The organism is Aeromonas sp. MR7, assembly GCF_963899385.1.
Lineage (GTDB): Bacteria > Pseudomonadota > Gammaproteobacteria > Enterobacterales > Aeromonadaceae > Aeromonas > Aeromonas bestiarum.
The window spans coordinates 817537-841621 of the sequence record NZ_CAWQXH010000011.1 but is presented as its reverse complement, the minus strand read 5'-3'; the positions used below and the strand labels follow the sequence as shown (position 1 = coordinate 841621).

The 24085-nt window shown below is 58.9% G+C and carries 28 protein-coding genes and 1 riboswitch; of the genes, 8 read left to right on the top strand and 20 right to left on the bottom strand.

Annotation, left to right across the window (positions count from 1 at the left end; translation table 11 throughout):
* Positions 1 to 42 precede the first annotated feature (42 nt).
* A riboswitch (Lysine riboswitch) is annotated at positions 43 to 214 on the bottom strand.
* A 322-nt stretch (positions 215 to 536) separates the two neighbouring features.
* Complete coding sequence (locus tag AACW87_RS08865) at positions 537 to 941, top strand: H-NS family histone-like protein (protein WP_042871358.1); 405 nt, start codon at positions 537 to 539, stop codon at positions 939 to 941.
* Between the two features lie 66 nt (positions 942 to 1007).
* Here AACW87_RS08865 and AACW87_RS08860 read toward each other — a convergent pair whose 3' ends face one another.
* The 5 genes from AACW87_RS08860 to AACW87_RS08840 form a co-directional block, all read right to left on the bottom strand.
* Entirely contained in the window at positions 1008 to 1571 is a 564-nt protein-coding gene (locus AACW87_RS08860) for a cob(I)yrinic acid a,c-diamide adenosyltransferase (protein WP_241324752.1), read from the bottom strand.
* Positions 1568 to 1798, bottom strand: a complete 231-nt coding sequence (locus tag AACW87_RS08855; RefSeq protein WP_042871355.1) for a DUF3820 family protein — start codon at positions 1796 to 1798, stop codon at positions 1568 to 1570. The genes AACW87_RS08860 and AACW87_RS08855 overlap by 4 nt, the downstream gene beginning before the upstream one ends.
* 1 nt (position 1799) lies before the next feature.
* Positions 1800 to 2471: a 7-carboxy-7-deazaguanine synthase QueE gene (gene queE / locus AACW87_RS08850; RefSeq protein WP_241324751.1), complete on the bottom strand. Its 672-nt coding sequence runs from the start codon at positions 2469 to 2471 to the stop codon at positions 1800 to 1802.
* A 61-nt stretch (positions 2472 to 2532) separates the two neighbouring features.
* Positions 2533 to 3240: a 7-cyano-7-deazaguanine synthase QueC gene (gene queC / locus AACW87_RS08845; RefSeq protein ID WP_241324750.1), complete on the bottom strand. Its 708-nt coding sequence runs from the start codon at positions 3238 to 3240 to the stop codon at positions 2533 to 2535.
* Between the two features lie 22 nt (positions 3241 to 3262).
* A complete protein-coding gene (locus AACW87_RS08840; protein WP_122974233.1) occupies positions 3263 to 3952 on the bottom strand; it encodes a tRNA-uridine aminocarboxypropyltransferase in 690 nt (229 codons plus the stop codon).
* On the opposite strand from AACW87_RS08840, the gene rrtA reads away from it, so the two are divergent.
* Positions 3882 to 4460, top strand: coding sequence for a rhombosortase (gene rrtA / locus AACW87_RS08835; protein ID WP_241324749.1), 579 nt, complete (start codon positions 3882 to 3884; stop codon positions 4458 to 4460). The two genes, AACW87_RS08840 and rrtA, sit on opposite strands and share 71 nt — an antisense overlap.
* A gap of 63 nt (positions 4461 to 4523) precedes the next feature.
* On the opposite strand, the gene pyrF is transcribed toward rrtA, so the two are convergent.
* The 6 genes from pyrF to cmk all read right to left on the bottom strand — a co-directional run bounded on the left by pyrF (position 4524) and on the right by cmk (position 9802).
* Positions 4524 to 5225 carry an orotidine-5'-phosphate decarboxylase gene (gene pyrF / locus AACW87_RS08830; protein ID WP_043136626.1) on the bottom strand — a complete coding sequence of 234 codons (702 nt, stop codon included), beginning with the start codon at positions 5223 to 5225 and terminating at the stop codon, positions 4524 to 4526.
* A gap of 125 nt (positions 5226 to 5350) precedes the next feature.
* Positions 5351 to 6517, bottom strand: a complete 1167-nt coding sequence (gene lapB / locus AACW87_RS08825; RefSeq protein ID WP_098984332.1) for a lipopolysaccharide assembly protein LapB — start codon at positions 6515 to 6517, stop codon at positions 5351 to 5353.
* A 9-nt stretch (positions 6518 to 6526) separates the two neighbouring features.
* The gene (locus AACW87_RS08820; RefSeq protein WP_042034338.1) at positions 6527 to 6811 is read right to left on the bottom strand and encodes a LapA family protein; all 285 of its coding nucleotides are present in this window, start codon (positions 6809 to 6811) and stop codon (positions 6527 to 6529) included.
* 156 nt (positions 6812 to 6967) lie between these two features.
* Positions 6968 to 7252 carry an integration host factor subunit beta gene (ihfB, locus tag AACW87_RS08815; protein WP_005299934.1) on the bottom strand — a complete coding sequence of 95 codons (285 nt, stop codon included), beginning with the start codon at positions 7250 to 7252 and terminating at the stop codon, positions 6968 to 6970.
* 92 nt (positions 7253 to 7344) lie between these two features.
* A complete protein-coding gene (gene rpsA / locus AACW87_RS08810) occupies positions 7345 to 9015 on the bottom strand; it encodes a 30S ribosomal protein S1 (protein ID WP_042034339.1) in 1671 nt (556 codons plus the stop codon).
* 94 nt (positions 9016 to 9109) lie between these two features.
* Entirely contained in the window at positions 9110 to 9802 is a 693-nt protein-coding gene (cmk, locus tag AACW87_RS08805; RefSeq protein WP_042871343.1) for a (d)CMP kinase, read from the bottom strand.
* Between the two features lie 248 nt (positions 9803 to 10050).
* Here cmk and ribA point away from each other — a divergent pair, with 248 nt between their 5' ends.
* Positions 10051 to 10644 carry a GTP cyclohydrolase II gene (gene ribA, locus AACW87_RS08800; RefSeq protein ID WP_043555348.1) on the top strand — a complete coding sequence of 198 codons (594 nt, stop codon included), beginning with the start codon at positions 10051 to 10053 and terminating at the stop codon, positions 10642 to 10644.
* A gap of 80 nt (positions 10645 to 10724) precedes the next feature.
* On the opposite strand, the gene cysB is transcribed toward ribA, so the two are convergent.
* Both cysB and AACW87_RS08790 read right to left on the bottom strand, forming a co-directional pair.
* The gene (gene cysB, locus AACW87_RS08795) at positions 10725 to 11699 is read right to left on the bottom strand and encodes an HTH-type transcriptional regulator CysB (RefSeq protein WP_043136635.1); all 975 of its coding nucleotides are present in this window, start codon (positions 11697 to 11699) and stop codon (positions 10725 to 10727) included.
* Between the two features lie 73 nt (positions 11700 to 11772).
* Positions 11773 to 12648 (bottom strand): LysR family transcriptional regulator, encoded by an 876-nt coding sequence (locus AACW87_RS08790; protein WP_241324748.1) that lies wholly within the window; start codon positions 12646 to 12648, stop codon positions 11773 to 11775.
* Between the two features lie 93 nt (positions 12649 to 12741).
* Between AACW87_RS08790 and AACW87_RS08785 the strand changes: the two genes are divergently transcribed.
* Positions 12742 to 13956, top strand: a complete 1215-nt coding sequence (locus tag AACW87_RS08785) for an MFS transporter (RefSeq protein WP_241324747.1) — start codon at positions 12742 to 12744, stop codon at positions 13954 to 13956.
* Between the two features lie 70 nt (positions 13957 to 14026).
* Here the strand turns inward: AACW87_RS08785 and AACW87_RS08780 are convergent, their stop codons facing one another.
* The 4 genes from AACW87_RS08780 to AACW87_RS08765 form a co-directional block, all read right to left on the bottom strand.
* A complete protein-coding gene (locus tag AACW87_RS08780; RefSeq protein ID WP_241324746.1) occupies positions 14027 to 14581 on the bottom strand; it encodes a VOC family protein in 555 nt (184 codons plus the stop codon).
* A complete protein-coding gene (locus AACW87_RS08775) occupies positions 14575 to 15339 on the bottom strand; it encodes a hypothetical protein (protein ID WP_043136644.1) in 765 nt (254 codons plus the stop codon). The genes AACW87_RS08780 and AACW87_RS08775 overlap by 7 nt, the downstream gene beginning before the upstream one ends.
* Positions 15340 to 15527: 188 nt before the next feature.
* The gene (nfsA, locus tag AACW87_RS08770) at positions 15528 to 16253 is read right to left on the bottom strand and encodes an oxygen-insensitive NADPH nitroreductase (RefSeq protein WP_241324745.1); all 726 of its coding nucleotides are present in this window, start codon (positions 16251 to 16253) and stop codon (positions 15528 to 15530) included.
* Between the two features lie 93 nt (positions 16254 to 16346).
* A complete protein-coding gene (locus AACW87_RS08765) occupies positions 16347 to 18284 on the bottom strand; it encodes a putative bifunctional diguanylate cyclase/phosphodiesterase (protein ID WP_241325024.1) in 1938 nt (645 codons plus the stop codon).
* Positions 18285 to 18453: 169 nt separating this feature from the next.
* Here AACW87_RS08765 and AACW87_RS08760 point away from each other — a divergent pair, with 169 nt between their 5' ends.
* The 4 genes from AACW87_RS08760 (at position 18454) to AACW87_RS08745 (ending at position 21691) form a co-directional block, all read left to right on the top strand.
* Positions 18454 to 19155: a DUF2982 domain-containing protein gene (locus tag AACW87_RS08760; RefSeq protein WP_043555338.1), complete on the top strand. Its 702-nt coding sequence runs from the start codon at positions 18454 to 18456 to the stop codon at positions 19153 to 19155.
* 73 nt (positions 19156 to 19228) lie between these two features.
* Positions 19229 to 20167, top strand: a complete 939-nt coding sequence (locus tag AACW87_RS08755; RefSeq protein WP_043136656.1) for a LysR family transcriptional regulator — start codon at positions 19229 to 19231, stop codon at positions 20165 to 20167.
* A gap of 54 nt (positions 20168 to 20221) precedes the next feature.
* Entirely contained in the window at positions 20222 to 21250 is a 1029-nt protein-coding gene (locus AACW87_RS08750) for a response regulator (protein ID WP_241324743.1), read from the top strand.
* Positions 21251 to 21259: 9 nt separating this feature from the next.
* Positions 21260 to 21691 (top strand): PAS domain-containing protein, encoded by a 432-nt coding sequence (locus AACW87_RS08745; protein ID WP_042871318.1) that lies wholly within the window; start codon positions 21260 to 21262, stop codon positions 21689 to 21691.
* A 71-nt stretch (positions 21692 to 21762) separates the two neighbouring features.
* Here AACW87_RS08745 and ltaE read toward each other — a convergent pair whose 3' ends face one another.
* The 3 genes from ltaE to AACW87_RS08730 all read right to left on the bottom strand — a co-directional run bounded on the left by ltaE (position 21763) and on the right by AACW87_RS08730 (position 24072).
* Complete coding sequence (gene ltaE / locus AACW87_RS08740) at positions 21763 to 22782, bottom strand: low-specificity L-threonine aldolase (protein WP_241324742.1); 1020 nt, start codon at positions 22780 to 22782, stop codon at positions 21763 to 21765.
* Positions 22783 to 22872: 90 nt separating this feature from the next.
* Positions 22873 to 23574, bottom strand: a complete 702-nt coding sequence (locus AACW87_RS08735; RefSeq protein ID WP_241324741.1) for a short-chain dehydrogenase — start codon at positions 23572 to 23574, stop codon at positions 22873 to 22875.
* Between the two features lie 90 nt (positions 23575 to 23664).
* Positions 23665 to 24072 carry a helix-turn-helix domain-containing protein gene (locus tag AACW87_RS08730; protein ID WP_241324740.1) on the bottom strand — a complete coding sequence of 136 codons (408 nt, stop codon included), beginning with the start codon at positions 24070 to 24072 and terminating at the stop codon, positions 23665 to 23667.
* Positions 24073 to 24085 lie beyond the last annotated feature (13 nt).

The window sequence follows — 24085 nt, the reverse complement described above, 5'->3', positions numbered from 1 at the left end:
GATAAAGAAACAAAACCCATGGGGAGGTTATACTCCTCAGCCCCTTCAGGTAGCGCTCCATAGTGGATGACTATGGCAGTCCTGCACCTGTTCGATGCAGAACCAGCAGCCCGGTATGATGGCCTGGCCACTTCGGCGCTGACTCCTTTCCTCATGCATCACAGGCATCACCCTCCGCACGAGTAGTCATAGGCAGCGCGCCTCTACTTAAAGGTATTCGAGGCACATTTTATCGTGCCGGCACGTTATAGCAAGTTTTTTGATTAAATCCCCACATGGGGCGTTTTAAAATGGCAAAATGGTAGTCAAATGGTGCAAATATATTGGTTTTGTCGCTATTTTCATCTATCCAGAACTCAGTCGAGTATGATGACGGCCAATATTGCTGAATCCAGCCTGAATTCAAAATAGTTCACTTAATTTGCACTCTGAATTTATTAATTCGCTTATCTTGACTTAATAGCAAGCTGCCGTATAAATTACCCAAAATTACTCTTTTTTATTTAATTCACTCCTTTGCTCGCGTGGTGGACACTATGAACGAATTTTTGAAAGTACTGCTGAATATCCGTAGCTTGCGCGCAGCTTGCCGTGAGCTGACCCTGGAGCAATTGGAAGAGGGGCTGGAAAAGCTCTCTGCTATTGTTGCCGAACGTCAGCAAGATGAATCCGCCGATCGTCAGGCCCGTGAAGAGCATCAGCGCAAGATTAACGAATATGCTGAAATGCTGAAAGCCGCCGGCATTGATCCGGCCGAACTGGTGGGCACGGTTGCCACTGAACCGGCCAAAGCTGCCAAAGGCAAGCGCGCCCCTCGCCCGGCCAAATATCGCTATCTGGATAACGGCATTGAAAAAACCTGGACCGGTCAGGGTCGCATGCCGTCCGTGATTGCCAAGGCCGTTGCCGACGGTAAATCCGTCGAAGAATTTGCCATCTGATCAGGCAAACGACCTCCAATAAAAAACCTCGCACTGCGAGGTTTTTTATTGCCTGATATCCGCTCATCAACTCCGTTCTGCCGCCTTGACCCAGAGCACTTCCGGCGTCGCGGTACAGGCCAGCAGGTAGCGGGCTATGGTGAAGAACCAGTCACTCAGCCGGTTCATATAAGGCAGTATGGCCGGATTGATCTGCTCCGTACGGCTCAGACTCAGCAGCAGGCGCTCACAGCGACGGGTCAGGGTGCGCACCACATGGGCTTGCGCCGCCGCCCGGGAACCACTGGGCAAAATGAAATTGCGCAGCATGGGCAAATTGGCGCTGTAGCCATCAATTTGCCGCTCCAGGCGCAACGTCCATGCATTATTCACCTGCCAGATGGCCTCCTGCTGACCAGCGCTGGAAAATGCCAGTTCACCGCCCAAATCGAACAACTCTTGTTGCAATAATAACAAGTCGGCTAATAAGCCGGTTTCAGCAGCAGGCACCTCGGCAATGAGTAGACCTATATGAGAATTTAATTCATCGATATAGCCATAGGTTTCCACCCGCATATCGTCCTTGGCCAATTGCACACCATCGGCCAGCCGGGTCATGCCTTTATCACCCTGCCTCGTATATATTCTCATACCGACATCCTGTTAATAATGGGAACAATCATGGATTCGAGCCCGTTGAGCTTGATCTCATAGGCAAGGGCCAGGGTCTGGCCCAACGCGCCAGCAGGAAAACCGGTGCGCGCCATCCACACCAGATAGGGCTCTGGAATATCTATGATGCGCCGCCCCTGATATTTGCCGTAAGGCATCTTGTGGGCCAGGGTCAGCAACACCCGCTCGTCAGAGAGCCACTCCATATTAATCGATGTCCAGATATTTATGGGTCTGGATGGAGAGCCGCCAATTACGGGCGATGCAGGTGGCCATCGCCAGCTGGGTGGCCCTGGGCTTCTGGCTGATGGGTTGCAGCGCAATCACCACGTCAGGGCGCAAGGTGGCGGTCGCCAGCAGGGCATCCAGCTCCTCGATATGGCGCTCGGTCGCTACCGGATGCTTGATCTCGTTGGCACGCTCGAGGGCCGAGACCAGCACGGGCAGGCCCCCTTTCATGCCAATCTTGGGCGACACTGTGACCCAGGTATTGGCATGGGTCTGGATCTCGCTGGTACCGCTGGTTTCGATCTGCACCTGGTAACCCGCCTCAATCAGGGCGGTAGAGAGACCCTGCAGATCATACAGGCAGGGTTCCCCACCCGTGATCACCACATGGCGCGCCTGATAACCGAGCTGCTGGAAACTGGCCAGGATCTGCTCAATGTTCATCTTGCTCCAACCATCGGATTCATTGGAACAGTCGAGCACCGCCTGAACCCCCACTTCACGAGCGGGATCGACAATCCAGGTATGGCGGGTATCGCACCAGGGACAGCCCACGGGGCAGCCTTGCAGGCGAACGAAGATGGCGGGCAGGCCGGTGAAGATGCCCTCCCCCTGGATGGTCTGGAAAATCTCGTTGATTGGGTAGTACATCTCGGTCACGGCTTGTTGCAAAAGTCGCGGATTATACCCCAAGCGAAGGCAAGACGCAGGCTCACAGTCCGCTTTTCTCGCCCAGCCCGGTTTTCCCGTACAGCCGGGCCATGATGCCCGCCTTGTCGGCCAGATACAGATTCAGCCCCCGGCTACGCAGTTCGCAGGCGGGACAGGTACCACAACCATCACCGGCGATGCCGTTGTAGCAGGTCAGCGTCTGCTGGCGCACCGTCTCCAGGTGACCATAGTGATCCGCCAGCGCCCAGGTCTCGGCCTTGTCGAGCCACATCAGCGGGGTATCGAAGCGGATGCCGCGACCCAGCCCCAGGGAGACCGCCTGATTGAGCGCCTTGACGAACTCGTCGCGACAATCCGGGTAGCCGGAGAAATCGGTCTCGCACACACCGGTGATCACCGATTCGGCGCCCACCTGGTAGGCATAGATGGAGGCCAGGGTCAGAAACAGTATGTTGCGGCCCGGTACGAAGGTATTGGGCAAACCGTTGTCCTGCAGCTCGCAGCTGACCGGAATGTCGTCCCGGGTCAGGGCCGAGACCGCCAGTTCATTGAGCAGGGTCACGTCCATCACCTTGTGGGCGGCAATGCCAAGCGCGCCGGCCAGTCGGCGAGCCGTCTCTATCTCCTCCCGATGGCGCTGGCCATAGTCAAAGGTAATGGCGTGCACCTCGTCATACTGGGCCAGAGCCTGCACCAGACAGGTGGTGCTGTCCTGCCCACCACTGAATACCACGACGGCTTTTTTCACGTTTATCACTCCTTCAGGCAGTTCAAGTACGGCGACCTTGTGCAAAGTCATGCCACTGCCGGTTTAAATGGGTAAAGAGGTTCATCAGCGGGGCGAAGCGCGCGGGCTCGCCCTCCCACTGGGATAACAGATGATAACCCGCTTCCAGGGTCGACAACGCCTCGGGAAACGGCTTCTTGCGAATGGAGTACTGGCCCGGTATGGCGCCGAGTTTGATCCTGGGCAGCCTTAGCAGCGCTGGATTGCTGTGCAAGATGCGATACGCCTTGCGCCAGGTGCCATCGAGCAGCAAAAAGCAGACCTGACGGCGATCCCCTGCCTGATGCCGTTGATCGCGCACCTGATCCAGCGCCAGCGCATGCTCGTCAGGCCAGAGCAGATAGCAGTGCACCTCGGGATCCGCCAGCAAGTCATTGAGCCAATGCGCCTCGGCAAAATCCTCCCCCACATGAATACTGGCCTGGGTGAGAGAGGCGGCGAGCAGAGCGGCTGTGCCCTTGGGGTGCCCCGCTTCGCTCGGGTGCTGCAAAATATGGAGGGGAGCGAGATGCGGCACCTGCCGAATATAATCACACAGACAGGCTTTGAGGGCTCTGGTGCAACGTGTACAGTATCGGCTGTTCTTGTCGTTGGGCTGTTTCATGTTGTCAGAAAAATCAGGATTGCTCTGGGTCATCACGCTTTCACTCGCCAGCTTGTTGCTTTTCTTCACAGTACCGAATCATTTGCTCTCCTTCGATCGCACCCTGATCGCCCAAGGCGAAGGGTGGCGCATCATAACAGGCAATCTGGCCCACACCAATTTATGGCACCTGCTGCTCAACCTGAGCGGCCTGTGCGTGCTCTACAGCCTGTTTCGTGAATACCTGACGGGTTGCCGCCTGCCGGTATTGCTGCTGTTGCTGGGGGGTGCCGTTGGTCTTGGCATCTGGTGGTTATGCCCGCAGACCCAGTGGTACATGGGGCTGTCGGGCGCCTTGCACGGCCTGTTCGTATGGGGAGCCTTGCAGGACATCCGCTATCGCCGCTATTCGGGCTGGCTGATGCTGCTGGGGGTGGCCATCAAGCTTGGAGTGGACTTCTACAGCGCGGGCGAGAGCCCGGTTTCTGTACTGATTGGCGCCCGGGTTCACATCGAATCACATCTGATTGGCTCGGTGGCGGGCCTGCTGCTCGGCCTGTTGCCGGTCAGTCTCAGCAACCAGCCCATCAAGGAGTGATGGCGCTCAACGCCTGCTTGCCTTGACCAAAAAACAGGCCGGGGCTCACCCGGCCTTCAAACCTTAACGCCCGGCCAGCTCCGCATTGATGCCTGCCAACATGGCGGCAGGATCCTCTGCCTGGGTGATGGGGCGACCTATGACCAGATAGTCGGCGCCGGCTTGCATCGCAGCCAGCGGTGTCATCACCCGGCGTTGATCCCCGGCCGCAGACCCGGTGGGGCGAATACCCGGGGTCACCAGCTTGAAGTCGGCACCGAGCAGGGCCTTGAGTTCACTCGCCTCATTGGCGGAGCAGACCACCCCATCCAGCCCTGCGGCCCTGGTCAATGTCGCCAGCCGGATCACCTGCTCGGCCGGGCTCACATCCAGGCCAAGGGGCGCCATGTCGGCTTGCTCCATGCTGGTCAGCACTGTCACCCCGATCAGCAGCGGTGCCTTGTCGCCATAGGGCAGCAAGGCCTCTCTGGCGGCACGCATCATGCGCTCACCACCGCTGGCATGGACGTTGACCATCCAGACACCCAGCTCGGCACTGGCGGCCACGGCCTTGGCCACGGTATTGGGAATGTCGTGAAACTTCAGATCCAGAAACACATCGAATCCCTTGGCGACCAGCTGACGCACAAACTGGGGGCCAAACAGGGTAAACATCTCCTTGCCCACCTTGAGGCGGCACTGGGCCGGAGAGATACGTTCAATGAACGCGAAGGCATCGGCCTCGTGCTGATAATCCAGCGCTACCAGTACTTTGGGATCTAGCATCTCACTTCCTATTGATTGTTGTTCACCATCTGGGCACGGCTTCACCATCCAGGCCCAGGTTCAACCTGATGACACCGCGGCGGCACTTGCAGCTCCCGGCATCTCACTTTCAATTGATCTGGCTCTTACTCGCCGTCCAGGCCGCGGATCGGCTTGATGGATCCCCACTGACGGCAGGATGGGCACTGCCAGAACAGCGAGTGGGTGGCAAAACCACACTGCCGACACTTGTGGGTGGATTTGATCTTGATCTGTTCGCCAACCAGTTGCTGCAGCAACTCCAGGCTCTCCTTGGCGGGCCCCTCCTCCGCGCTGGCAAGCTGGAAGCCCACCAACTGGTAGAAGCCCTTCATGGAGGGGTGACGGCGCAGCTGGCGCAGCACCAGCGCGCGGGCCTGACTCAAGCCATCGCGCTCCTCCACCAGTTTGGCAAGGGCCAGGGTCACGCTGACGCCGGCGTGATCCTCCACCGCCTGCTCCAGCAAGGGAATGAGCTCGAGAGAGCGGCCCTGGCGCTGGTAGCATTCGGTGAGCCGGGGGATGGCTTCGGAGGCAAAATCGATGTCCTGCTCGAACACCCGCAGCAGATCCTTGCCGGCCTGCTCATACTCCCCCGCCTCCATCGCCAGTTCGGCCAGCCGCAGGCTGGCGCGGGCACAGGCAGGGTTGACCCCCAGCGCCCGCTTGAGCTTGGCAAGCCCAGCTGGCTTGTCGCCGTCGCGCAAGGCACTGTCTGCCTGCTCGCAATAGAAATGGGAGATGGGATCGGCCAGCTTCTTGCCCTGATATTTTTGCAACCGCACCGCGACCTCGATGGCCTTGTCCCAGTCACGCAACTGCTGATGGATGATCAGCAACTGGGCCAGTGCCGTCTCCTCATAGTCACCGTCTTCGCACAGCTCGTTCCAGAGCGCCTCGGCCCTGTCCAGCAAGCCTGCGGCCAGAAAGTCGCGCGCCAGCTCCTGCAGCGCGAGCTGGCGCTGTTCACGGGTCAGCTCACGGGTCACCAGGTTCTGGTGGATCTTGATGGCACGGTCGACTTCGCCGCGCTGGCGAAACAGGTTGCCAAGGGAGAGGTGGGTTTCGATGGTTTCGCTGTCCACTTCCAGCAGCTGGATGAAGAGATCCACCGCCTTGTCAGATTCATCGGACAGCAAATAGTTGAGGCCCGCCACGTACTGGCGGGAAAATTGGTTACTCTGTTTCTGGGTGTCCTGGCGAACACTCCTGCGCCCCATGTACCAGCCATAACCAGCGGCAATCGGCAACAGCAGGAAAAGCAGTTCAAGCATCGAGGGACATTATTCCTTGACTGCCGACCGAGCCAGCTCCAACTCGCGGGATTGACGACGCATGGTGCGGTTGAGGGTACGGTTTTGCATCTTGAGGCGCAAAAACAGTAGACCGAACACCAGCCAGCCGAGCAGGAAGCCACCGCCAAAGAAGAAACCCAGCAGCATGGAGAGCGAGAACTCCCCTTGGGCAATCAGATAGTTGAACTGCACCAGCTGACCATTTTGCGAACCGATGGCCAAGGTCAGAATAAACACCAGCACCAGCGGAATGAGGGCCAAGATACGCTTCATAGGAGCTCCCTGTCAGTATCTAATGAAAGGCTGATTATCCTTAAAATCACGGGCAGACTCTAGAGCGAATGGGAAAAGACTTGGAGAAACCGGACGATTGGCACAATAGCGGCCATAAAAACAAAAAAGGCATACCCAAGTATGCCGTTTTCTGCATTATTCAATAATGTTCACGCGCTCGCGCAACTCTTTGCCAGGCTTGAAGTGAGGGACATATTTCCCGGTCAGTTCAACCTTGTCCCCGGTCTTGGGATTACGACCCACACGGGGGGCACGATAGTGCAGTGAAAAACTTCCAAATCCACGGATTTCAATCCGATCGCCGTTTTGCAAAGTCGATGCCATCTGCTCAAGGATCTCCTTGATGGCAGCTTCGACATCTTTGGCCGGCATATGCATGCGGCTCGCAGCCAATTGTTCGATGAGATCTGATTTGGTCATAACGTTAAATCTCCTTCCCCGATCACATGCAATATTCATTACGCCAATATAAAAAAGGGCGGCGTGAAGCCGCCCTTTTCTTGCATCAAGGATTATTCACCCTTGGCAGCTTTGAACGCTTCAGCCATAGCATTGCTGAACACAACTTCTTCTTGTTGGTTCAGGCTATCGATAGCAACACGCTCGTCAGCCTCGTCCTTAGCACGGACAGACAGGCTTACGGTGCGGTTCTTACGATCAACGCCCATGAACTTGGCTTCAACTTCATCACCAACAGACAGTACCAGAGTCGCGTCTTCAACACGGTCACGAGCAGCGTCGGAGGCACGCAGGTAGCCTTCTACGCCGTCAGCCAGTTCGATCACGGCACCCTTGGCATCAACCTCGGTAACCTTACCCTTCACAATAGCACCTTTCTTGTTATCAGACAGGTACTTATTGAACGGGTCTTCTTCGATCTGCTTGACACCCAGGGAGATGCGCTCACGCTCCGGGTCCACTTGCAGAACAACGGCTTCGATCTCGTCGCCTTTCTTGAATTCACGAACTGCTTCTTCGCCCTGGTTGTTCCAGGAGATGTCAGACAGGTGAACCAGGCCGTCGATGCCGCCGTCCAGACCGATGAAGATACCAAAGTCAGTGATAGACTTGATTTTACCGGAAACACGATCGCCCTTGGCGTGAGTTTCGGCAAACAGCTGCCACGGGTTGGATTTGCACTGCTTCAGACCCAGGGAGATACGACGACGTTCTTCGTCGATATCCAGAACCATCACGTCAACCACGTCGCCAACGTTAACAACTTTGGACGGGTGGATGTTCTTGTTGGTCCAATCCATCTCGGATACGTGTACCAGGCCTTCAACGCCTTCTTCGATTTCAACGAAGCAGCCGTAGTCGGTCAGGTTGGTCACGCGGCCAGACAGACGGGTGGTCTCCGGGTAACGCTTGGCGATAGCAACCCAGGGATCTTCGCCCAGCTGCTTCAGACCCAGAGATACACGGGTACGCTCGCGGTCGAACTTCAGAACCTTGACTGCGATCTCGTCGCCAACGTTGACGATTTCGGAAGGATGCTTAACGCGCTTCCACGCCATGTCGGTGATGTGCAACAGGCCGTCAACACCGCCCAGATCTACGAATGCACCGTAGTCGGTCAGGTTCTTGACGATACCCTTAACTTCTTGACCTTCTTGCAGGTTAGCCAGCAGGCTCTCGCGCTCGGAGGTGTTCTCGGTCTCGATCACGGCACGACGGGAAACAACAACGTTGTTGCGCTTCTGGTCCAGCTTGATGACTTTGAACTCGAGTTCTTTGTTTTCCAGGTGAGCGGTGTCACGGATCGGACGCACGTCAACCAGAGAACCCGGCAGGAAGGCACGGATGCCATTCAGTTCAACGGTGAAACCACCCTTGACCTTGCCGTTGATGATACCGATAACGGTAGCTTGCTCTTCGTAAGCTTTTTCAAGCTGCAGCCAGGCTTCGTGGCGCTTGGCTTTTTCACGGGACAGCTTGGTTTCGCCGAAACCATCTTCGATAGAGTCCAGAGCTACGTCAACAGTGTCACCCACACTGATTTCCAGCTCGCCCAGGGCGTTCTTGAATTCTTCAGCCGGGATGGCGGACTCAGATTTCAGACCGGCGTCAACCAGTACGAAACCGTTCTCGATAGCAACGACAGTACCCTTGACGATGGAACCTTGACGGGTTTCAACCGAGTTCAGGGACTCTTCAAAGAGTTGAGCAAAAGATTCGATCATTGTTTATGTCACAAATGAAACATCCACTTGCAATCCGGCACAAGCGGGGCTGTTTTAAATAATCTGCGCCATCCTTGGTGCAGACGACCGGATGTCAGCTTGCGCTGGCATCACCAAGTTGTTGCTCTGCATAGGCGAGTACCGTTGCCAGCACTTCATCTATGGTCATGGCGGTAGAATCCACCACGAGAGCATCTTCTGCCGGTTTAAGGGGCGCTACGGCGCGATTTCTGTCGCGATCGTCACGTTCCCGAATCTCGGTTAAAAGACGCTCAAAGTTAACATCAAAGCCCTTATCTTGCAACTGCTTATAGCGGCGCTGGGCGCGTTCTTCCGCACTGGCGTCGAGGAAAATCTTCACCTCGGCCTCCTGGAAAACCACGGTTCCCATGTCACGTCCGTCGGCGATCAGACCCGGTGCCTGACGAAATGCACGCTGGCGGCGCAGCAGGGCTTCGCGTACCCGCGGGAAGGCGGCGATTTTGCTCGCGGCATTGCCCACCTCTTCGGTACGTATGGTACGGGAGACATCCTCCCCTTCCAGCACCACCTTGACCTGCTCACTGTCCACCTGGAATTGCACATCCAGGTTGGCAGCCAGTGGGACCAATGCGGCTTCAGAATCGAGCTCTACATCGTGATGCAAGGCAGCCAGGGCCAACACCCGGTAGATGGCGCCGGAATCGAGCAGGTGCCAACCCAGTTTCTCAGCCAGCAACTGGCACAGAGTGCCTTTACCGGCACCACTCGGGCCATCGATTGTCATCACGGGGGCCATCTGAGGCATAACTTCTCTCCTGCACACTTGTTGCACACATCCCGGAAGGGATGGGGTAATGGGCGCCGATTATACCCAAATGTGCCGAGCCTGGCAGTCGTCAAGGCGCACATTTGCGCAGAAGCCGTCGCGATCGCGTGGTTTGCGTACAGCGACTCAAGTCATTAAACAGTGCAAGGTTTTGTTCTTATGGTTGTTCTGGACAAGGCGCGCTAAACTGGCCGCCCTTTTTAAGCAGCTGTAGTAAGGAGCAACCTATGAGCAGCGTTACCCTCGTGGCCAAATCCAAGTTGCCGACCCCATGGGGCACCTTCACGCTGGTAGGCTTTCAGGAAACCGGTACCGGCAAGGATCATGCTGCGCTGGTGATGGGCGATGTCACGGGTGATGAGCCTGTGCTGGGCCGCATTCACTCTGAGTGCCTGACCGGAGACGCCCTGTTCAGCCTACGCTGCGACTGCGGTTTCCAATTGCAGGCCGCCATGGAAAACATCGCCAAGGCCGGTCGTGGCGTCTTGCTGTACGTGCGCCAGGAAGGGCGCGGCATAGGCCTGCTCAACAAGATCCGGGCCTACCACCTGCAGGATCAGGGCGCCGATACCGTTGAGGCCAATGTGGCGCTGGGCTTTGCCGCCGACATGCGCGACTACACCATCTGCGCCGACATGCTCAAGGCGTTGCACGTCACCAGTTTGCGCCTGATGACCAACAACCCGCGCAAGATGAAGGCGATGGAGAGCTTTGGCATTCCGGTGGCTGAACGGGTTCCCCTGCAGGAAGGGCGCAATCCCCACAACGAGTTTTATCTCTCGACCAAGGCGAGCAAGCTGGATCACCTGTTCAAAAAGTGATCCTGGCTCTCCACACGCCGGTATGAAAAACGCCTCCCATCGGGAGGCGTTTTTGTTGGCAGACACTCAGGCTGGCCGCGCTAGCGGATGGGCAGCTCGATATCGGCGAACATAGCATCCACATCGTCACTGGAGCGCAGCGCAATGGCGCGCTCCACCACATCCCGGGTCAGGTGCGGGGCAAAACGGGTCATGAAATCATACATGTAGGTGCGCAGGAAGGAGCCCTTGCGAAACCCTATCTTGGTGGTGCTGTGGGCGAACAGGTGGCTGGCATCGAGCGCCACCAGATCGGTATCGACCTGGGGATCCAGCGCCATGGTCGCCATCACGCCGATCCCCACCCCCAATCGGACATAGGTCTTGATCACGTCGGCATCGGTGGCGGTGAAGACGATATTGGGTTCGAACCCGGCCCGGTTGAAGGCGGTATCCAGCTCGGAGCGGCCGGTGAAGCCGAACACATAGGTCACCAGCGGGAAGCGGGCAATATCGGCAATGGAGAGCTTGCCAACCTGGGTCAGCGGGTGGCCCTTGGGCACGATCACGCTGCGATTCCAGTGGTAGCAAGGCAGCATGATGAGATCTTCGTACAAGTGCAGCGCCTCGGTGGCAATGGCAAAGTCGGCCTGGCCCTTGACCACGGCTTCGCTGATCTGGGTCGGGGTGCCCTGATGCATGTGCAGGGAGACCTTGGGAAAGCGCTTGATGAACCCCTTGATCACATCGGGCAGCGCATAGCGGGCCTGGGTATGGGTGGTCGCGATATGCAGCGTGCCCTGCTCGGGATGAGTATGCTGGCTCGCCACCGCCTTGATGCTCTCCACCTTGCCCAGGATCTCGTTGGCTATCTTGATCACATCCCGTCCTGCCGGGGTGATCTGGGTCAGATGCTTGCCACTGCGCTCGAAAATCTGGATCCCCAGCTCATCTTCCAGCATGCGCACCTGCTTGCTGATCCCTGGCTGAGAGGTGTAGAGGCTCTCTGCCGTTGCCGACACGTTCAATCTGTGGTTGGCAACCTCAACGATATAACGCAACTGTTGGAGTTTCATGGTGTTAGGCTCTAAAGGCGACTTGAACTAATACTAACAAACTTTTGCCTGATAGCCTTTCCTTCTTGGCCATTTATGGCCGGGCCTGTGCCAGCAAAAAATCCCGCAAGGCGCGGTTCGCCATGGAGAGCGGATCCCCCCGCCGCCACGCCACGCAGAGATCGAGGAAAATGGGCGGAGCAAACGGCACGCCGGTCAAGGCAGTCTCCTCGTCCAGCACCATCCGCAGGAAGGTGGTCACCGCAAACCCCTGCTTTACCACCGCCTTGAGCAGCGGGATGAGGTTGCTCTCGAAGGCGATATTGGGCTCACAGCCCAAGCCCTGCGCCAATGCTTCCATGTGCTCGCGGTGGTAGAAACCGCGCCGGAACATGGCCAGCTCCTGGCCGAAAAACTGGGTCAGGGAGACGGCCGGGGCCTGCCGTAGCGGGTGCTCCTCCCCCACCACCATCAACATCTCTTCACGCAGCAGTTGGGCCCCTTCCAGCGCTGGGGGCAGATCGCTGGTGATCAGGATGGCGAGATCCAGGGTGCCATCCATCATGCGGCTCAGCAGCTCACGCGAGCCCGCCTCCTCCACCCGGATCTTGAGGCCGGGATAGCGATGCTTGAAGGCCATCAGGATCGGTGGAAAATAGTAAGAGCCCATCATGTAGGGAATGCCGATACGCACCTCGCCACGCTCCAGCCCTTTCAGTTCGGCCATCTCGGCTTCCGCCTGGTGCATCTGCAACAACAGTCGCTCGGCATGACGGCAGAGTACCTCCCCCTCCGGGGTGAGCCGCACTGTGCGATCCTGCCGGTCAAACAGCCGCAACTCGAGCTGCTGCTCCAGCTTGGCGATGGCCATGCTGATGGCGGGCTGGGCAATATGGAGGCCATTGGCCGCTTTAGTGAAGGAACCGACATCCCGCACCGCCAGCAAATAGGTGAGCTGTTTCAAATCCATATCAATTAATCTTATTAGTTGGATAACTTAAATATATTATATTTATGCACTGCGGCGCACTACTCTGCACAAAAGCCGTCAGGACAACCGCATATGATCGAAGTAGGCAGCCGCGAATGGATACGCGCCACCCTGGCCCTGAGCCTGGGTTCCTTCCTGGTGTTTCTCAATCTCTACCAGACCCACCCCCTGCTGCCACTGCTGGCGGATGTCTTCTCCGTCAGCTCGCTGGCGGCGGGCTGGACACTGGCTGGCTGCACCGCAGGTCTGGCCGCCTCGCTGCTGCTCTGCGCCCGCCTCGCGGACAGGTTCGGTCGGCGACGGATCATGCTGTGGAGCCTGGCCGGCGCCATACTGCTCTCCCTGCTCATCAGCCTAGTGAACCAGTTTGAATCGCTGTTGCTGCTGAGGATACTGCAAGGGGTGTTGCTGGCCGGGCTGCCCGCCACCGCCATCGCCTACATGGGAGAAGAGTTCAGCAAGCGCGCCCTGCTCTCCGCCGTCGGTGTCTATATCGCCGCCAACTCGCTCGGCGGGATCGCCGGCCGGGTCGTCGGCGGTCTGCTGGCCGGCTGGTTTGGCGACTGGCAGCACACCTTTCTCGGCATAGGCCTGATAAGCCTTGCCCTGCTGCCACTCGTCATCTGGCTGCTGCCGGCCCAGACCCGTTTCGTGCCCGTCATCGCCGAGCAGGGCCAGTTCCGGCAGGCCATCAGCAGCCACCTCGGCAACCCGCTGCTGGTCGGTGCCTATCTCATTGGTGGGCTCAACTTCATGGTGTTTTTGAACCAATACAGCTACCTCACCTTCCTGCTGGCCAAGGCCCCTTTCTCCCTGCCCACCCAATGGCTCGGCATGCTGTTCCTGACCTATCTGTCGGGCACGGTCGCCTCCTCCCTGAGTGGTCGCTGCGCCCACCGCTGGGGGGCACAGCGCCTGCTGCTGGCGGGGATCTCGCTGATGGCGCTGGGCAGTGCGCTGCTGTTGCACGGCTCGCTGGCGGCCATATTGACGGGGCTGCTCATCTCGAGCTTCGGGTTCTTTCTCGCCCACGCCTGTGCCAGTGCCTGGGTCGGTCAGCACGTGGAACACAACCGGGCGCTCGCCTCGTCACTCTATCTGGTGGGGTATTATCTGGGGGCCAGCCTGGGAGGCCTCTACTTGCACCCCTTCTGGGAGCGTGGTGGCTTGGGGGGATTGGTGCTCGGCATCGAGCTGGTGCTGGTGATCACCGCGGGCTTGAGCCTCTGGCTCGGTCACTTGAAGAGGCGTAACACCCGCCCCCTCTCCTGCCATACGCCATCGTAGTCACGGGTAGCGGCTCCCACGCCTACACAGCGTCATCATCAAGGGGCACCCGTGCCCGCACTCGCATCAATCAGAGGTTGTCGTAATAATCGGCGGGTACAGGCACCACGGCGCCAGTGTGCAGTTCTTCCTCGATCACCTCGGCCAAAGAGCGCAGGTGAAACTTGATCTGGCCAGACGCCAGCATCAAGCCCACGTCAGGGTTGCGGAGATCATCCATATTGCCAGTCTTGAACGGTACATCGGGATGCGCGGCCACCAGCGCCGGCAGTGACGGCACCACCAGCTCTATGTGCTCCAGCCCCGCCTGATGGCTGCGGCCCGGTTTGGGCGCCGCCAGTTCGATGCAGGGCACGCTGACGTCGCCGCAGTCCACGGGATGATGCAGCTGGTAGGTGGCAATGGGGCGCCCCCCTATCATGCCTTCCACCAGCAGAGCACCGTGCGCCGCCAGAGTCTGTTTCAGGGCCTGATATTCGACCAGCGTGGCCGCACGGTAACAGAGGTGGTCAACGTCGATGGCATCGACATGGACGGCCCGTTGCGCCAGTTCAGCCAGCAGCTGGCAAACAAATGGGGCCATGGGCCCCAGTGTGGTATCGAGTGGGTGGGACATGATCACCATTTCTTCTTGGGTTGGAACAGGACGTCCAGCTCGTCCGCCTCTTTATCCTTGATGTTCTGCAGCTCCTTCTCGCTGTGCTGCTGCAGGTGGGCATCCAGTCCGGCCAGCCCCTGGCGCATGTCTTCTTCACGGGCCATCAGATAGGGATCCTTGTCAGACACCCCGGCCAATGCAGAGAGCCCCTTGGTATAGAGCTGACGACAGGTACCGTATTGCCCCTGGATCTGGGCATCCATGGCCCGCTTGACCAGATTGGAGATATTAATCTTGAGCTGCATCAGCTCGAGCCGACGCTCCTCCTGGGCAAAACCGTGGGGATCTATCTTGCCCTTGTTGTGTTCGACCCGCAGCACGGCCCGCATCTTCTTGACCAGTTGCAGCATCTGAATGGCCTGGCGGTCGGATTCGGGCGTCTTGAAGTGCCCCTCATCCTGGCTGCTGTAATTCTCCTGCACATTCTTGATCTGGGTCTGCACGTCTGCGATGCGCTGCTTGATCTGGCCATTGGGCATCACCAGGGCGATCGCCCGGTACGCATCCAGAATACGGTGTTGCAGCAACAGCACTATGTTCTTGGAGAAGGGCACCAAGTTGACATTCAGCAGCACCTCTTCGGTTTCATCCGCCACTGCCTTATGACGAGCGATGGCATGGCGCTTGTCGGCCTCTGCCTTCTGCTTATATTGCTGCATCACGTTATAGGCGATCACCAGAAACAGGAGTGCGCCAATAGACAGCAATACCAAGGTTAAAATCATAGGATGTTCAAACTCCTGTCCCAATCCAATTGCGTGATCCTACAACAGCTTACCCACTTAAGGTAGTCCGCACCGCCGCGCTTACCCACGATTTATTGCGCTTTGGAGCCACAAATCGGCAGCGGAGATCAGGATCACGCAGCGATGGCAACACTGCCATTACCTCATAGTATCGCCCATCGGGCCCATTACTTGAGGTTGAACCCTTTCGATTGCAGGAATTCCTGCATGAAGGGGCGCGCCTCCTTGCCGAGGATGCCCCGGATCTGGCTGCTCCAGGTCTGCTGCTTGTTATTGCTGCTGCGTGCCTGATAGTAGGCCTCGATCTGCTGATCGTATTGCGCCAGCAAGGGGCGATCCAGCTCGGTCTGGTAGTGGTTTTCGTGCACCACCAACGCCCGGGGCAAGCGGGGTTTCTGCTCGGGGGCCTGCGCCGGATGGCCCAGACAGAGCCCAAACAGGGGGATCACCTGATGGGGCAGCCCCAGCGCCTCGCTCACGGCGACCGGATTGTTGCGAATGCCGCCGATGTAGACGCCACCCAATCCCAGCGATTGGGCGGCCAGCAGGGCATTCTGGGCCATCAGGGCGCCATCGATAGCCCCGATCAGCAGCTGCTCGACAAAACCTGTCTGGGCATCCGGCACGATTTGGCCGTGGCGATGATAATCGGCGCAGAACATCAGAAACTCGGCGGCCTCGGCTACATAGGCCTGATGCCCCGCCAGCTCGGCGAGCCGGGCGCGCAGGGCCATGTCGGTCACCCGTATGATGCTGTTCGCCTGCAGGAAACTGGAGCTGGAGGCAGACTGGGCCGCACTCAGGATCTGGTCGAGCTGGCTCGCCGTGATGGGTTCCGGGGTAAATTGACGAATGGATCTATGGGCGAGAATAAGGTCTATGGTCGGGTTCATGATGCCTCCAGGAAGAAGCACACACTCTACCCAAAAAAACGGAGGGGCCCAAGGCCCCTCGCAGCTGACGATGACGGAGGCACTTCCTTGGCCCTATCCCGCCAGCGGATAGTCGCCCGCCTTGCAGTGCACCAGAAAAGTGCTGGCCTCCACCTGCTCCACCGTCATCGGCTTGCTGAACAAAAAGCCCTGGAACACGTGACAACCCTGGGCACGCAGCGCGGCGAGCTCATGCTCATCCTCCACCCCTTCGGCCATGATGCCAAGCCCCAGGCTGGTCGCCATGGCGACGGTGGCGCGGATCACCGGCAGGTTCAGCCCCACCACGAACGAGCGATCCAGCTTGATGGTGTCGATCGGCAGTCGGTTCAGGTAGGCCAGCGACGAATAGCCGGTACCAAAATCGTCGATGGCGATCTTGATCCCCTGCTCGCTCAGGGCATCGAGGATCTCGATGCAGCCTTTCATGTCCAGCATAAGGACTGTCTCGGTCAGCTCCAGGGTCAGCAGGCTGGCATCCACGCCATACGCCTTGAGTTGCTGGGCCACCAGCTCCGGCAAGGAGGAGGAGAGCTGGAAGCCGGACAGATTGACCGAAACTGGCACCCGTACCCGCCACTGCTGCTGCCAATGGGCCATCTGGGCCAAGGCCGTCGAGAGCACCCAGCTGCCGATCTCCCGGATCAGCCCCATCTCCTCGGCCAGCGGAATGAACTCCACCGGCGAGACATGACCGAGCACAGGGTTGTGCCAGCGCAGCAGGGCCTCGTAACCGAGCAACTTGCCCTTTGCCACATCCACCTGGGGCTGGTAGCAGAGGCTCAGCTCCTGCCGACCTATGGCCTTGGCCAGAAACTGCTTCAGGGTCAGCTTGCGGTGCAGGGTCTGCTGCATGCTGGGGGTGAAACGCTGCCAGCGCAGGCGTCCCATCTGCTTGGCCTGATACATGGCCATGTCGGCGCGGGTGATCAGGTTGTCGCCGTCATCCGCATCATCCGGGTAGATGGCGATGCCTATGCTGCCGCCTATGGTTACCTCGGGCACCCCGCTCAGCTGCAGCGGCTTGGTCATCTGGGAGAGCATGAGATCGGCCACTTCCTGCGCCCGATCGCTGGAGTGCGTCAGCGGCACCAGGGCGGTGAACTCGTCTCCGCCGAGGCGCGCCAGCTCCACATCCCGCGGACAAACCTGCTTGAGCCGACCGGCCACCCGCTCCAGCAGCCGATCCCCGGCCTTGTGGCCATAGTTGTCGTTGACCAACTTGAAGTTGTCCAGATCCATGAACACCAGCGCGAAACGCCCACCCAGACCGCAATATGCCTCGAGGGATTTCATCAGACCGTAGCGGTTGAGCAACCCGGTCAGCGAGTCGTGCCAGGCTAGATGGCGGTGTTCCAGCTCCTCCAGCTTGCGGTCCGTGATGTCGCGCATGGTGAGCAGGATCTGCGCCCCCTGCTGGATATGACGGAACTGGTACTGGAACCAGCGCATCCCCTTGAGCGTGCGGCACTCCCCCTCGGCCACCACTTCGTCGAGTCGGGAGAGCTTCTGGTAGAAGGCTTCGTCGTTGCCGGAAAACACCTGGGAGAGCTGGCTGACCTGGCCACCGAAACACATGTCGAAATGGTGGTTGCCACTCTCCAGCCGCCCCTGATTGTCAAACAGGCAGGCCAGGGTGTCGCCGGTAGCGAGGGAGGACTCCTGATAGAGGGTATCGGCGTCGATCACCGCCTCCGTCATCATCATCAGGCGGCCAGCCAGCTGGATGCCGGACAGCCGCAGGTAGATCTGCTTCTTGACGCCCTTGGGCGAGAGGGTCCACCACTCGCTGTAGCTGCGCCCCTGTTGAAAATCACCGAGATAGCGTTGCAGCAACAAGTCGATGGCATCGGCCATGTCGGCCGAGAAGTCACGCGATTGCAGTTCGGCAAGCGAGCTGGCTTCCCACACCCCCAATGCGGTGCGGTTGGCCCAGTAGATATGATGGTGCCGGATGTCATAAACCCAGATCGGGGTATGCAGCACATCCATCCCGTTCAATAACCGTTCGTCTAGCGTATTCATCTAATATGGTGATTCATGATGTGTGATCACAGGGAAACCCTGCAACAAGACGCCCTCTCGGGACGCCCGGTGCTGGTACAAAATCGGATCCAGCCCATAATCTGGAAATAAGCATGCGCACAAGGGCTGACTTCATATGAAAACGCTACATGTGAAACCCATGGTCAGGAAAAACGGACTCACCTTGATATTGTTGGGCATCATAGTAACCATTACTATGATTTTTATACTTTTTTTATTCCGTGAACAACCACTAATCCCCTTCGTCTCCGGCCTGCTGGCGGGTCTGATGATGATATTTATCGGCTCATTGAAGCTGGTTGAACCCCATTTCAGCCTCTCGCTCTGTCACGATTGTTTGCAATATCACCATAAATACGGCGGTTGGATCCTGAAATGGAGAAATATTCAACGTATTGACCAACCACGCATTCATCTGGGCTGGGATCTGGTCGCCCTGCCCTACATAGGTTTGAAGATAAAAGATTACGACGATTTTTTGACATTGATCACACCGAGATTGGCCGTGCGCCTGCTGACCGAACAGCGGGCCGTGCTGTTGCAAGCCCTGCGCAGTGAACGGCAAGATTGTGCCAGCGGCGGCTGCGGTGATGCCTTTCAGGGAGAGGGATTGCTGGAAGAGAGCCACTTTCGCTCCCCGTCTGGTCAGCGCTACGAGGGGGTGATCGCCATGCTGGCCAATCGCATGACCCGCTTGCGTGACCTGCTCGGTTACGATCTGCTGGTACCGGACAACAGTCTGGACCGGGATCCGGCCGAATTTGTCCGCCTGTTGCACCAATACCAGCGGGAGTCGAATCTAATCCAGATCAATTAAACGCCGGATTGCACTTGCCAAGGCGGGCAGCTCTTTTTAAGGTCACTCCCTTGTTACACCCAGAACACCGCTTATGAAGTACATCGAAGAGTTCTATCTGTTCGTCAAGGTGGTGCAAGAGGGAGGCTTCTCCCACGCGGCTGCCGCACTGGGCATGCCTACCGGCACCATCAGTCGACGTATTTCTCAGCTGGAAGAGCAGCTCGGCTGCTCCTTGCTACACAGATCCACCCGCAAACTCCGCCTCACCGACGACGGGCTCAGATATTACGAGCGTCTGTGTACCCCGCTGGCCGAGATTGAGCAGGCCACGGGTGAAATCCAGGGCCGGGAAGCCGATATCAACGGGGTGATCCGCCTCGCCGCGCCCATCGCGCTCTCCAACACCATACTGGTCGACATGCTGGCGGATTTTGGCCTGCACTACCCGGCGGTGCGGTTTGACATCGCCCAGACCAACGACCATCAGCACCTGCTCGACAACGATCGGGATCTGGTGTTTTTCAACGGTGAACTGCCCCAATCCATGACCAATGCCCAGTGTCTCGGTCACATCGAATACGGCCTGTTCGCCTCCAGACTCTATCTGGAGAAGATGGGCACACCGGCGCACCCGGCCCAGCTGGAGGAGCACTCCCTGATCTACTGCTGGCCCCATCAGCACTGGCAACTGACCGGCCGGGACGAGCAGACGGTGCAGATCAAGCGCGCCGCCAAGCTCACCGTCAACCAGACCCAGGCCGCTGTCAGGGCCGCCAGACGGCATCTGGGGATAGTCAATGCACCGCGCCACTACGTGCACCCCTTCCTGCAGGATGAGCAACTGGTCGCCGTGCTGCCGGACTGGAAAACCGGCAATCGCCCCTTCTATATGTTGCGCTGCCAGCCTCAGTTCGCCCCGCTGCGTGTTAAGATGTTCGCTGAATTCGTTGAAAAATACTCAGCGCGCTACCGGAACCATCAATGGGACAACCAATTTTCACCGGCAACCAGTTTGTCCCATTGCATCTGACCGTCAGCGGGCCACACTTATAGCAATCCTCGTTGACCAGGCCAGCCTAACACTATGAATGTATTGATATGTGATGACTCAGGATTCGCTCGTAAGCAGCTGGCCCGCGCCCTTCCTTCCGACTGGGATGTGACGCTGCATTACGCCGCAAACGGGCTCGAAGGGGTGGAACAGGTGCTGATGGGGCATGGCGATCTGATCTTTCTGGATCTGACCATGCCGGAGATGGACGGCTACGGGGTGCTGGAGACACTGCAACAGGAAGGGCTGCGCAACAAGGTGTTCGTCGTCTCTGGCGACATACAGCCCGAGGCGCATCAAAGGGTCATGAGCCTGGGCGCCCTCGATTTCATCAAGAAACCCGCCGCCCCCGAGACCCTGAGCGCCCTGCTCAGACAACACGGTTTGTGGCAACCCAATGGCGTCACCACTGCGCCTGCCTTGCTGGAAAGCCTGACGGCAGGTGAACCTGATGCCGATGTCGGCGTCAAGATCACCCCCGAGATCCGCGACGTTTACCAGGAGCTTGCCAACGTCTCCATGGGCCAGGCTGCCGACCTGCTTGCCCGTCTGCTCAACGCCTTCGTGGTGCTGCCCATCCCCAACGTCAACGTGCTGGAAGTCTCCGAGCTGCACATGGCCCTCTCGGCCGCAGCCGATTCGGATACCCTCTCCGCCGTCTGCCAGGGCTTCATCGGGGCGGGGATCGCCGGCGAAGCGTTGATCCTGTTTCACGACTCCAGCTTCAAGGATCTGGCCCGGCTGATGAACCACCAGGGCGCGCTGGATCGCAATGCCGAGCTGGAACTCTTGATGGACACGGCCAACGTGCTGATCGGCGCCTTCCTGCGCGGTTACGCCAGCCAGCTCGATACCCCCTTCAGCCAAGGTCACCCTGTGGTGCTCGGCCAGCACAGGCCCATCAAGGATCTCATCAACACCAACAAGAGCCGCTGGCGCCGCACCCTGGCCATCGAGATCAACTACCGGGTTCAGGATTACGCGGTGCAGTGTGACCTGCTGCTGCTGTTTACCGAAGATTCCATCGCCACCATGAACAACAAAATCATGCACATGCTCTAGGGAGTGACCATGGAAATTCGTGAATTTCATTGGCTGATGAACATAGTCCAGAACCTGGACGTGGGGCTGGTGGTGCTCGACAAGGAGTACAGGGTGCAGGTATGGAACGGCTTCATGGAGAGCCACAGCGGCCGGCTGGCCGGTGAGGTGCGCGATGGCGTGCTGTTCGATCTCTTCCCCGACGTGGACAGGGCCTGGTTCGAACGCAAGGCCAACATGGTGTTCAAGCTCAACAATCGCGCCTTCAGCACCTGGGAGCAGAAACCCTATCTGCTGCGTTTCTCCAACTATCGCCCCATCACGGGCTCGGCCCCCCACATGTTCCAGAATCTGACCCTGGTGCCGCTGGCCGATTTTGGCGGTCAGGTGACCCATATCGCCGTGATGATCTACGATGCCACCGACGAGGCCATGCTGATGACAGGCCAGCGACAGGCGTAACGAACAACATCATTCAAAAATGAAACAGGGCGCCGCAGCGCCCTGTGTTTTTCTGTAGTAAACAATCCGTATCAATGCGCTCCGAGGTACTCGGTAAAGGCGTCGATCACCTCTTCGATGTCATCATCGTGGATCTGCAGATGGGTCACCAGCCGCAACTCGCCATAGCCGGAGAAGAGGATCCCCCGCTCCTTCATAAAGGCCAGCAAGGGTGCACTCTCGCCACTCGTCAGTTGCAGGAACACCATGTTGGTCTGCACCTGCGCCAGATCCAGCCTGATGCCGGGCAGCGCCGCCAGCCCCTCGGCCAGCCGTCTGGCACGGCGATGATCGTCTGCGAGGCGTACCACATGCTGCTGCAGGGCAAACAGGCCAGCCTGGGCCAGGATCCCCGCCTGACGCATGCCGCCACCCAGCATCTTGCGCAGCCTTCTGGCACGGGCGATGAAGACATGAGAACCCACCAGCAACGATCCCACCGGCGCCCCCAGCCCCTTGGAGAGGCAGATGGAGACACTGTCAAACGGCGCGACCAGCTCGCGCACCGTATGGCCACTCGCCACCACTGCGTTGAACAGACGCGCGCCGTCCAGGTGCAACTGCAAGCCATGCTCGTCGACAAACTCGCGCATCTCGCGCAGATAAGGCAGGGGCAGCACCTTGCCGTTATGGGTATTTTCGAGGCAGACGAGGCGGGTCTGGACAAAATGGGCATCGTCAGGGGCTATGGCCGCCCGCACATCCGCCAGTGCCAGCGAGCCATCGGCCTGCATGGGCACGGGTTGCAGAGCCACAGACCCCAGCACGGCAGAACCCTGCGCCTCGTAGCGATAGATGTGGGCTGCCGAGCCCAGCACGGCCCCTTCCCCTCGCTGGCAATGGCTCATCACCGCCAGCAGGTTGGACATGGTGCCGGACGGCACGAACAGCGCGGCCTCCTTGCCAAGCAGGTCGGCGCCATAGGCTTCCAGCGCATTGACGCCCGGATCCTCCCCATAGACATCGTCCCCGACCTCGGCATGCAGCATGCTCTGGCGCATGGCATCCGTGGGCTGGGTGACTGTATCACTTCGTAAATCGATGTAGCGCATGACATCCCTCCTGGTGCAGGAGGACGACGTTAGCCAGCCCGGGCGGGCTTGGCAAGCAGGGCGTCGCCGGAATGTGAACCCGGTGACGGCTTACCAGGGCAGCGGCTGCCCCTGCAGATCCACAAATGCGCCGGATTGTGCCAACGACAAACCGGCGATCAGATCCAGCAAACGAGGGGCGACCCAGGCCGGATCCTGCAGGCTGTCGGGAACCAGCTCATGGAGAAAGGGCTGGTTCATGGGGGTATTCATGGGACCCGGGTGCACAGTGATCACCCCGGCGCCGGGGAAGCGGTCCCGCCATTCGAGCGCCAGCGTCCTGGCCCCCATGTTGAGGGCCGCCTTGCTCATCCGGTAGCTGTAGCGGCTGCCCGTCTCATTGGCGGTCAGGCTGCCGGCCAGATCGGAGAGAGAACAGAGCCACAAGCTGGCATCCGGGGCCATGCGGCGGCTCAGGCAGGCGCCGAGGGCCAGATGTGGCCAGGCATTGGCCAGCAGGCTGTCGCACAGCCACTTGGGATTGACCTCCTCCACCCGCCGCTCCGGCATGAAGTTGATGTCGTGCAGCAGACCTATGGTGTTGATCACCACGCTCGGCAGGGTGGTCGTGTCATAGAGGGTGAACAGCGCATCGAAGGAGAGTGGGTCCACCTCCTGCAACGGGAAGTAGCAGGCCGGATCCAGCCCTTTTGGCAGTTGCCTGCCCGCCAGCACCAGCTCCTCGCCCCGGTCCGACAGCTCCCTGGCCAGCGCCGTGCCCAATCCACCACTGCCCAAGATCAGATAGCCCATCACCCTCTCCCCGGATCTGCCGTCTGTTTAGAGGTTATCAGAATAATAACCGGCTGCCGCCAAGAGTTGGCCGGCTATGCCCATCCGGGTTTATGCCTCATTGAGGTGCTTGCCAAATTCGCGCGCCAGCGCCAGATCCAGGAAGCCGTCGGCCTTCTTGTGGCTGCGCAGGAACTGGTAGTAGGCGAGCAGGGTGACCAGTTGCCTTTCATCAGGCAGGGGTGGCGCCGGCTGCAGCTCCTGCAGCAGGGCGCCTGCGGCGGCCAGCACCTCCCGATCCACCACTTCTGCCTGTCGGTAAAGATAACCGCAGCCGGTGGCAAGCCACTCCAGCGAGCAGTTGGCCCCCATGGCGATCTGGTTTGCCTTGCCAAGGCCGGGCTCGGCCCCCTTCAGATATTTGCGGATCAGGGCTTCGCTCAAGCCGACTTTACGCGCAAACGCACTGATGCTGCCCGCCCCGATCAGACTCCGCAACCGCTCGGCAAATCCTTCCATATGTATCCCGTCA

Excerpts from the sequence above, each read along its gene's own strand:
- AACW87_RS08865 (WP_042871358.1), top strand. The coding sequence starts at position 537 with ATGAACGAATTTTTGAAAGTACTGCTGAATATCCGTAGCTTGCGCGCA.
- AACW87_RS08860 (WP_241324752.1), bottom strand. The coding sequence starts at position 1,571 with ATGAGAATATATACGAGGCAGGGTGATAAAGGCATGACCCGGCTGGCC.
- AACW87_RS08855 (WP_042871355.1), bottom strand. The coding sequence starts at position 1,798 with ATGGAGTGGCTCTCTGACGAGCGGGTGTTGCTGACCCTGGCCCACAAG.
- queE (WP_241324751.1), bottom strand. The coding sequence starts at position 2,471 with ATGTACTACCCAATCAACGAGATTTTCCAGACCATCCAGGGGGAGGGC.
- rrtA (WP_241324749.1), top strand. The coding sequence starts at position 3,882 with ATGTTGTCAGAAAAATCAGGATTGCTCTGGGTCATCACGCTTTCACTC.
- pyrF (WP_043136626.1), bottom strand. The coding sequence starts at position 5,225 with ATGCTAGATCCCAAAGTACTGGTAGCGCTGGATTATCAGCACGAGGCC.
- lapB (WP_098984332.1), bottom strand. The coding sequence starts at position 6,517 with ATGCTTGAACTGCTTTTCCTGCTGTTGCCGATTGCCGCTGGTTATGGC.
- AACW87_RS08820 (WP_042034338.1), bottom strand. The coding sequence starts at position 6,811 with ATGAAGCGTATCTTGGCCCTCATTCCGCTGGTGCTGGTGTTTATTCTG.
- ihfB (WP_005299934.1), bottom strand. The coding sequence starts at position 7,252 with ATGACCAAATCAGATCTCATCGAACAATTGGCTGCGAGCCGCATGCAT.
- rpsA (WP_042034339.1), bottom strand. The coding sequence starts at position 9,015 with ATGATCGAATCTTTTGCTCAACTCTTTGAAGAGTCCCTGAACTCGGTT.
- cmk (WP_042871343.1), bottom strand. The coding sequence starts at position 9,802 with ATGCCTCAGATGGCCCCCGTGATGACAATCGATGGCCCGAGTGGTGCC.
- ribA (WP_043555348.1), top strand. The coding sequence starts at position 10,051 with ATGAGCAGCGTTACCCTCGTGGCCAAATCCAAGTTGCCGACCCCATGG.
- cysB (WP_043136635.1), bottom strand. The coding sequence starts at position 11,699 with ATGAAACTCCAACAGTTGCGTTATATCGTTGAGGTTGCCAACCACAGA.
- AACW87_RS08790 (WP_241324748.1), bottom strand. The coding sequence starts at position 12,648 with ATGGATTTGAAACAGCTCACCTATTTGCTGGCGGTGCGGGATGTCGGT.
- AACW87_RS08785 (WP_241324747.1), top strand. The coding sequence starts at position 12,742 with ATGATCGAAGTAGGCAGCCGCGAATGGATACGCGCCACCCTGGCCCTG.
- AACW87_RS08780 (WP_241324746.1), bottom strand. The coding sequence starts at position 14,581 with ATGGTGATCATGTCCCACCCACTCGATACCACACTGGGGCCCATGGCC.
- AACW87_RS08775 (WP_043136644.1), bottom strand. The coding sequence starts at position 15,339 with ATGATTTTAACCTTGGTATTGCTGTCTATTGGCGCACTCCTGTTTCTG.
- nfsA (WP_241324745.1), bottom strand. The coding sequence starts at position 16,253 with ATGAACCCGACCATAGACCTTATTCTCGCCCATAGATCCATTCGTCAA.
- AACW87_RS08765 (WP_241325024.1), bottom strand. The coding sequence starts at position 18,284 with ATGGATGTGCTGCATACCCCGATCTGGGTTTATGACATCCGGCACCAT.
- AACW87_RS08760 (WP_043555338.1), top strand. The coding sequence starts at position 18,454 with ATGAAAACGCTACATGTGAAACCCATGGTCAGGAAAAACGGACTCACC.
- AACW87_RS08755 (WP_043136656.1), top strand. The coding sequence starts at position 19,229 with ATGAAGTACATCGAAGAGTTCTATCTGTTCGTCAAGGTGGTGCAAGAG.
- AACW87_RS08750 (WP_241324743.1), top strand. The coding sequence starts at position 20,222 with ATGAATGTATTGATATGTGATGACTCAGGATTCGCTCGTAAGCAGCTG.
- AACW87_RS08745 (WP_042871318.1), top strand. The coding sequence starts at position 21,260 with ATGGAAATTCGTGAATTTCATTGGCTGATGAACATAGTCCAGAACCTG.
- ltaE (WP_241324742.1), bottom strand. The coding sequence starts at position 22,782 with ATGCGCTACATCGATTTACGAAGTGATACAGTCACCCAGCCCACGGAT.
- AACW87_RS08735 (WP_241324741.1), bottom strand. The coding sequence starts at position 23,574 with ATGGGCTATCTGATCTTGGGCAGTGGTGGATTGGGCACGGCGCTGGCC.
- AACW87_RS08730 (WP_241324740.1), bottom strand. The coding sequence starts at position 24,072 with ATGGAAGGATTTGCCGAGCGGTTGCGGAGTCTGATCGGGGCGGGCAGC.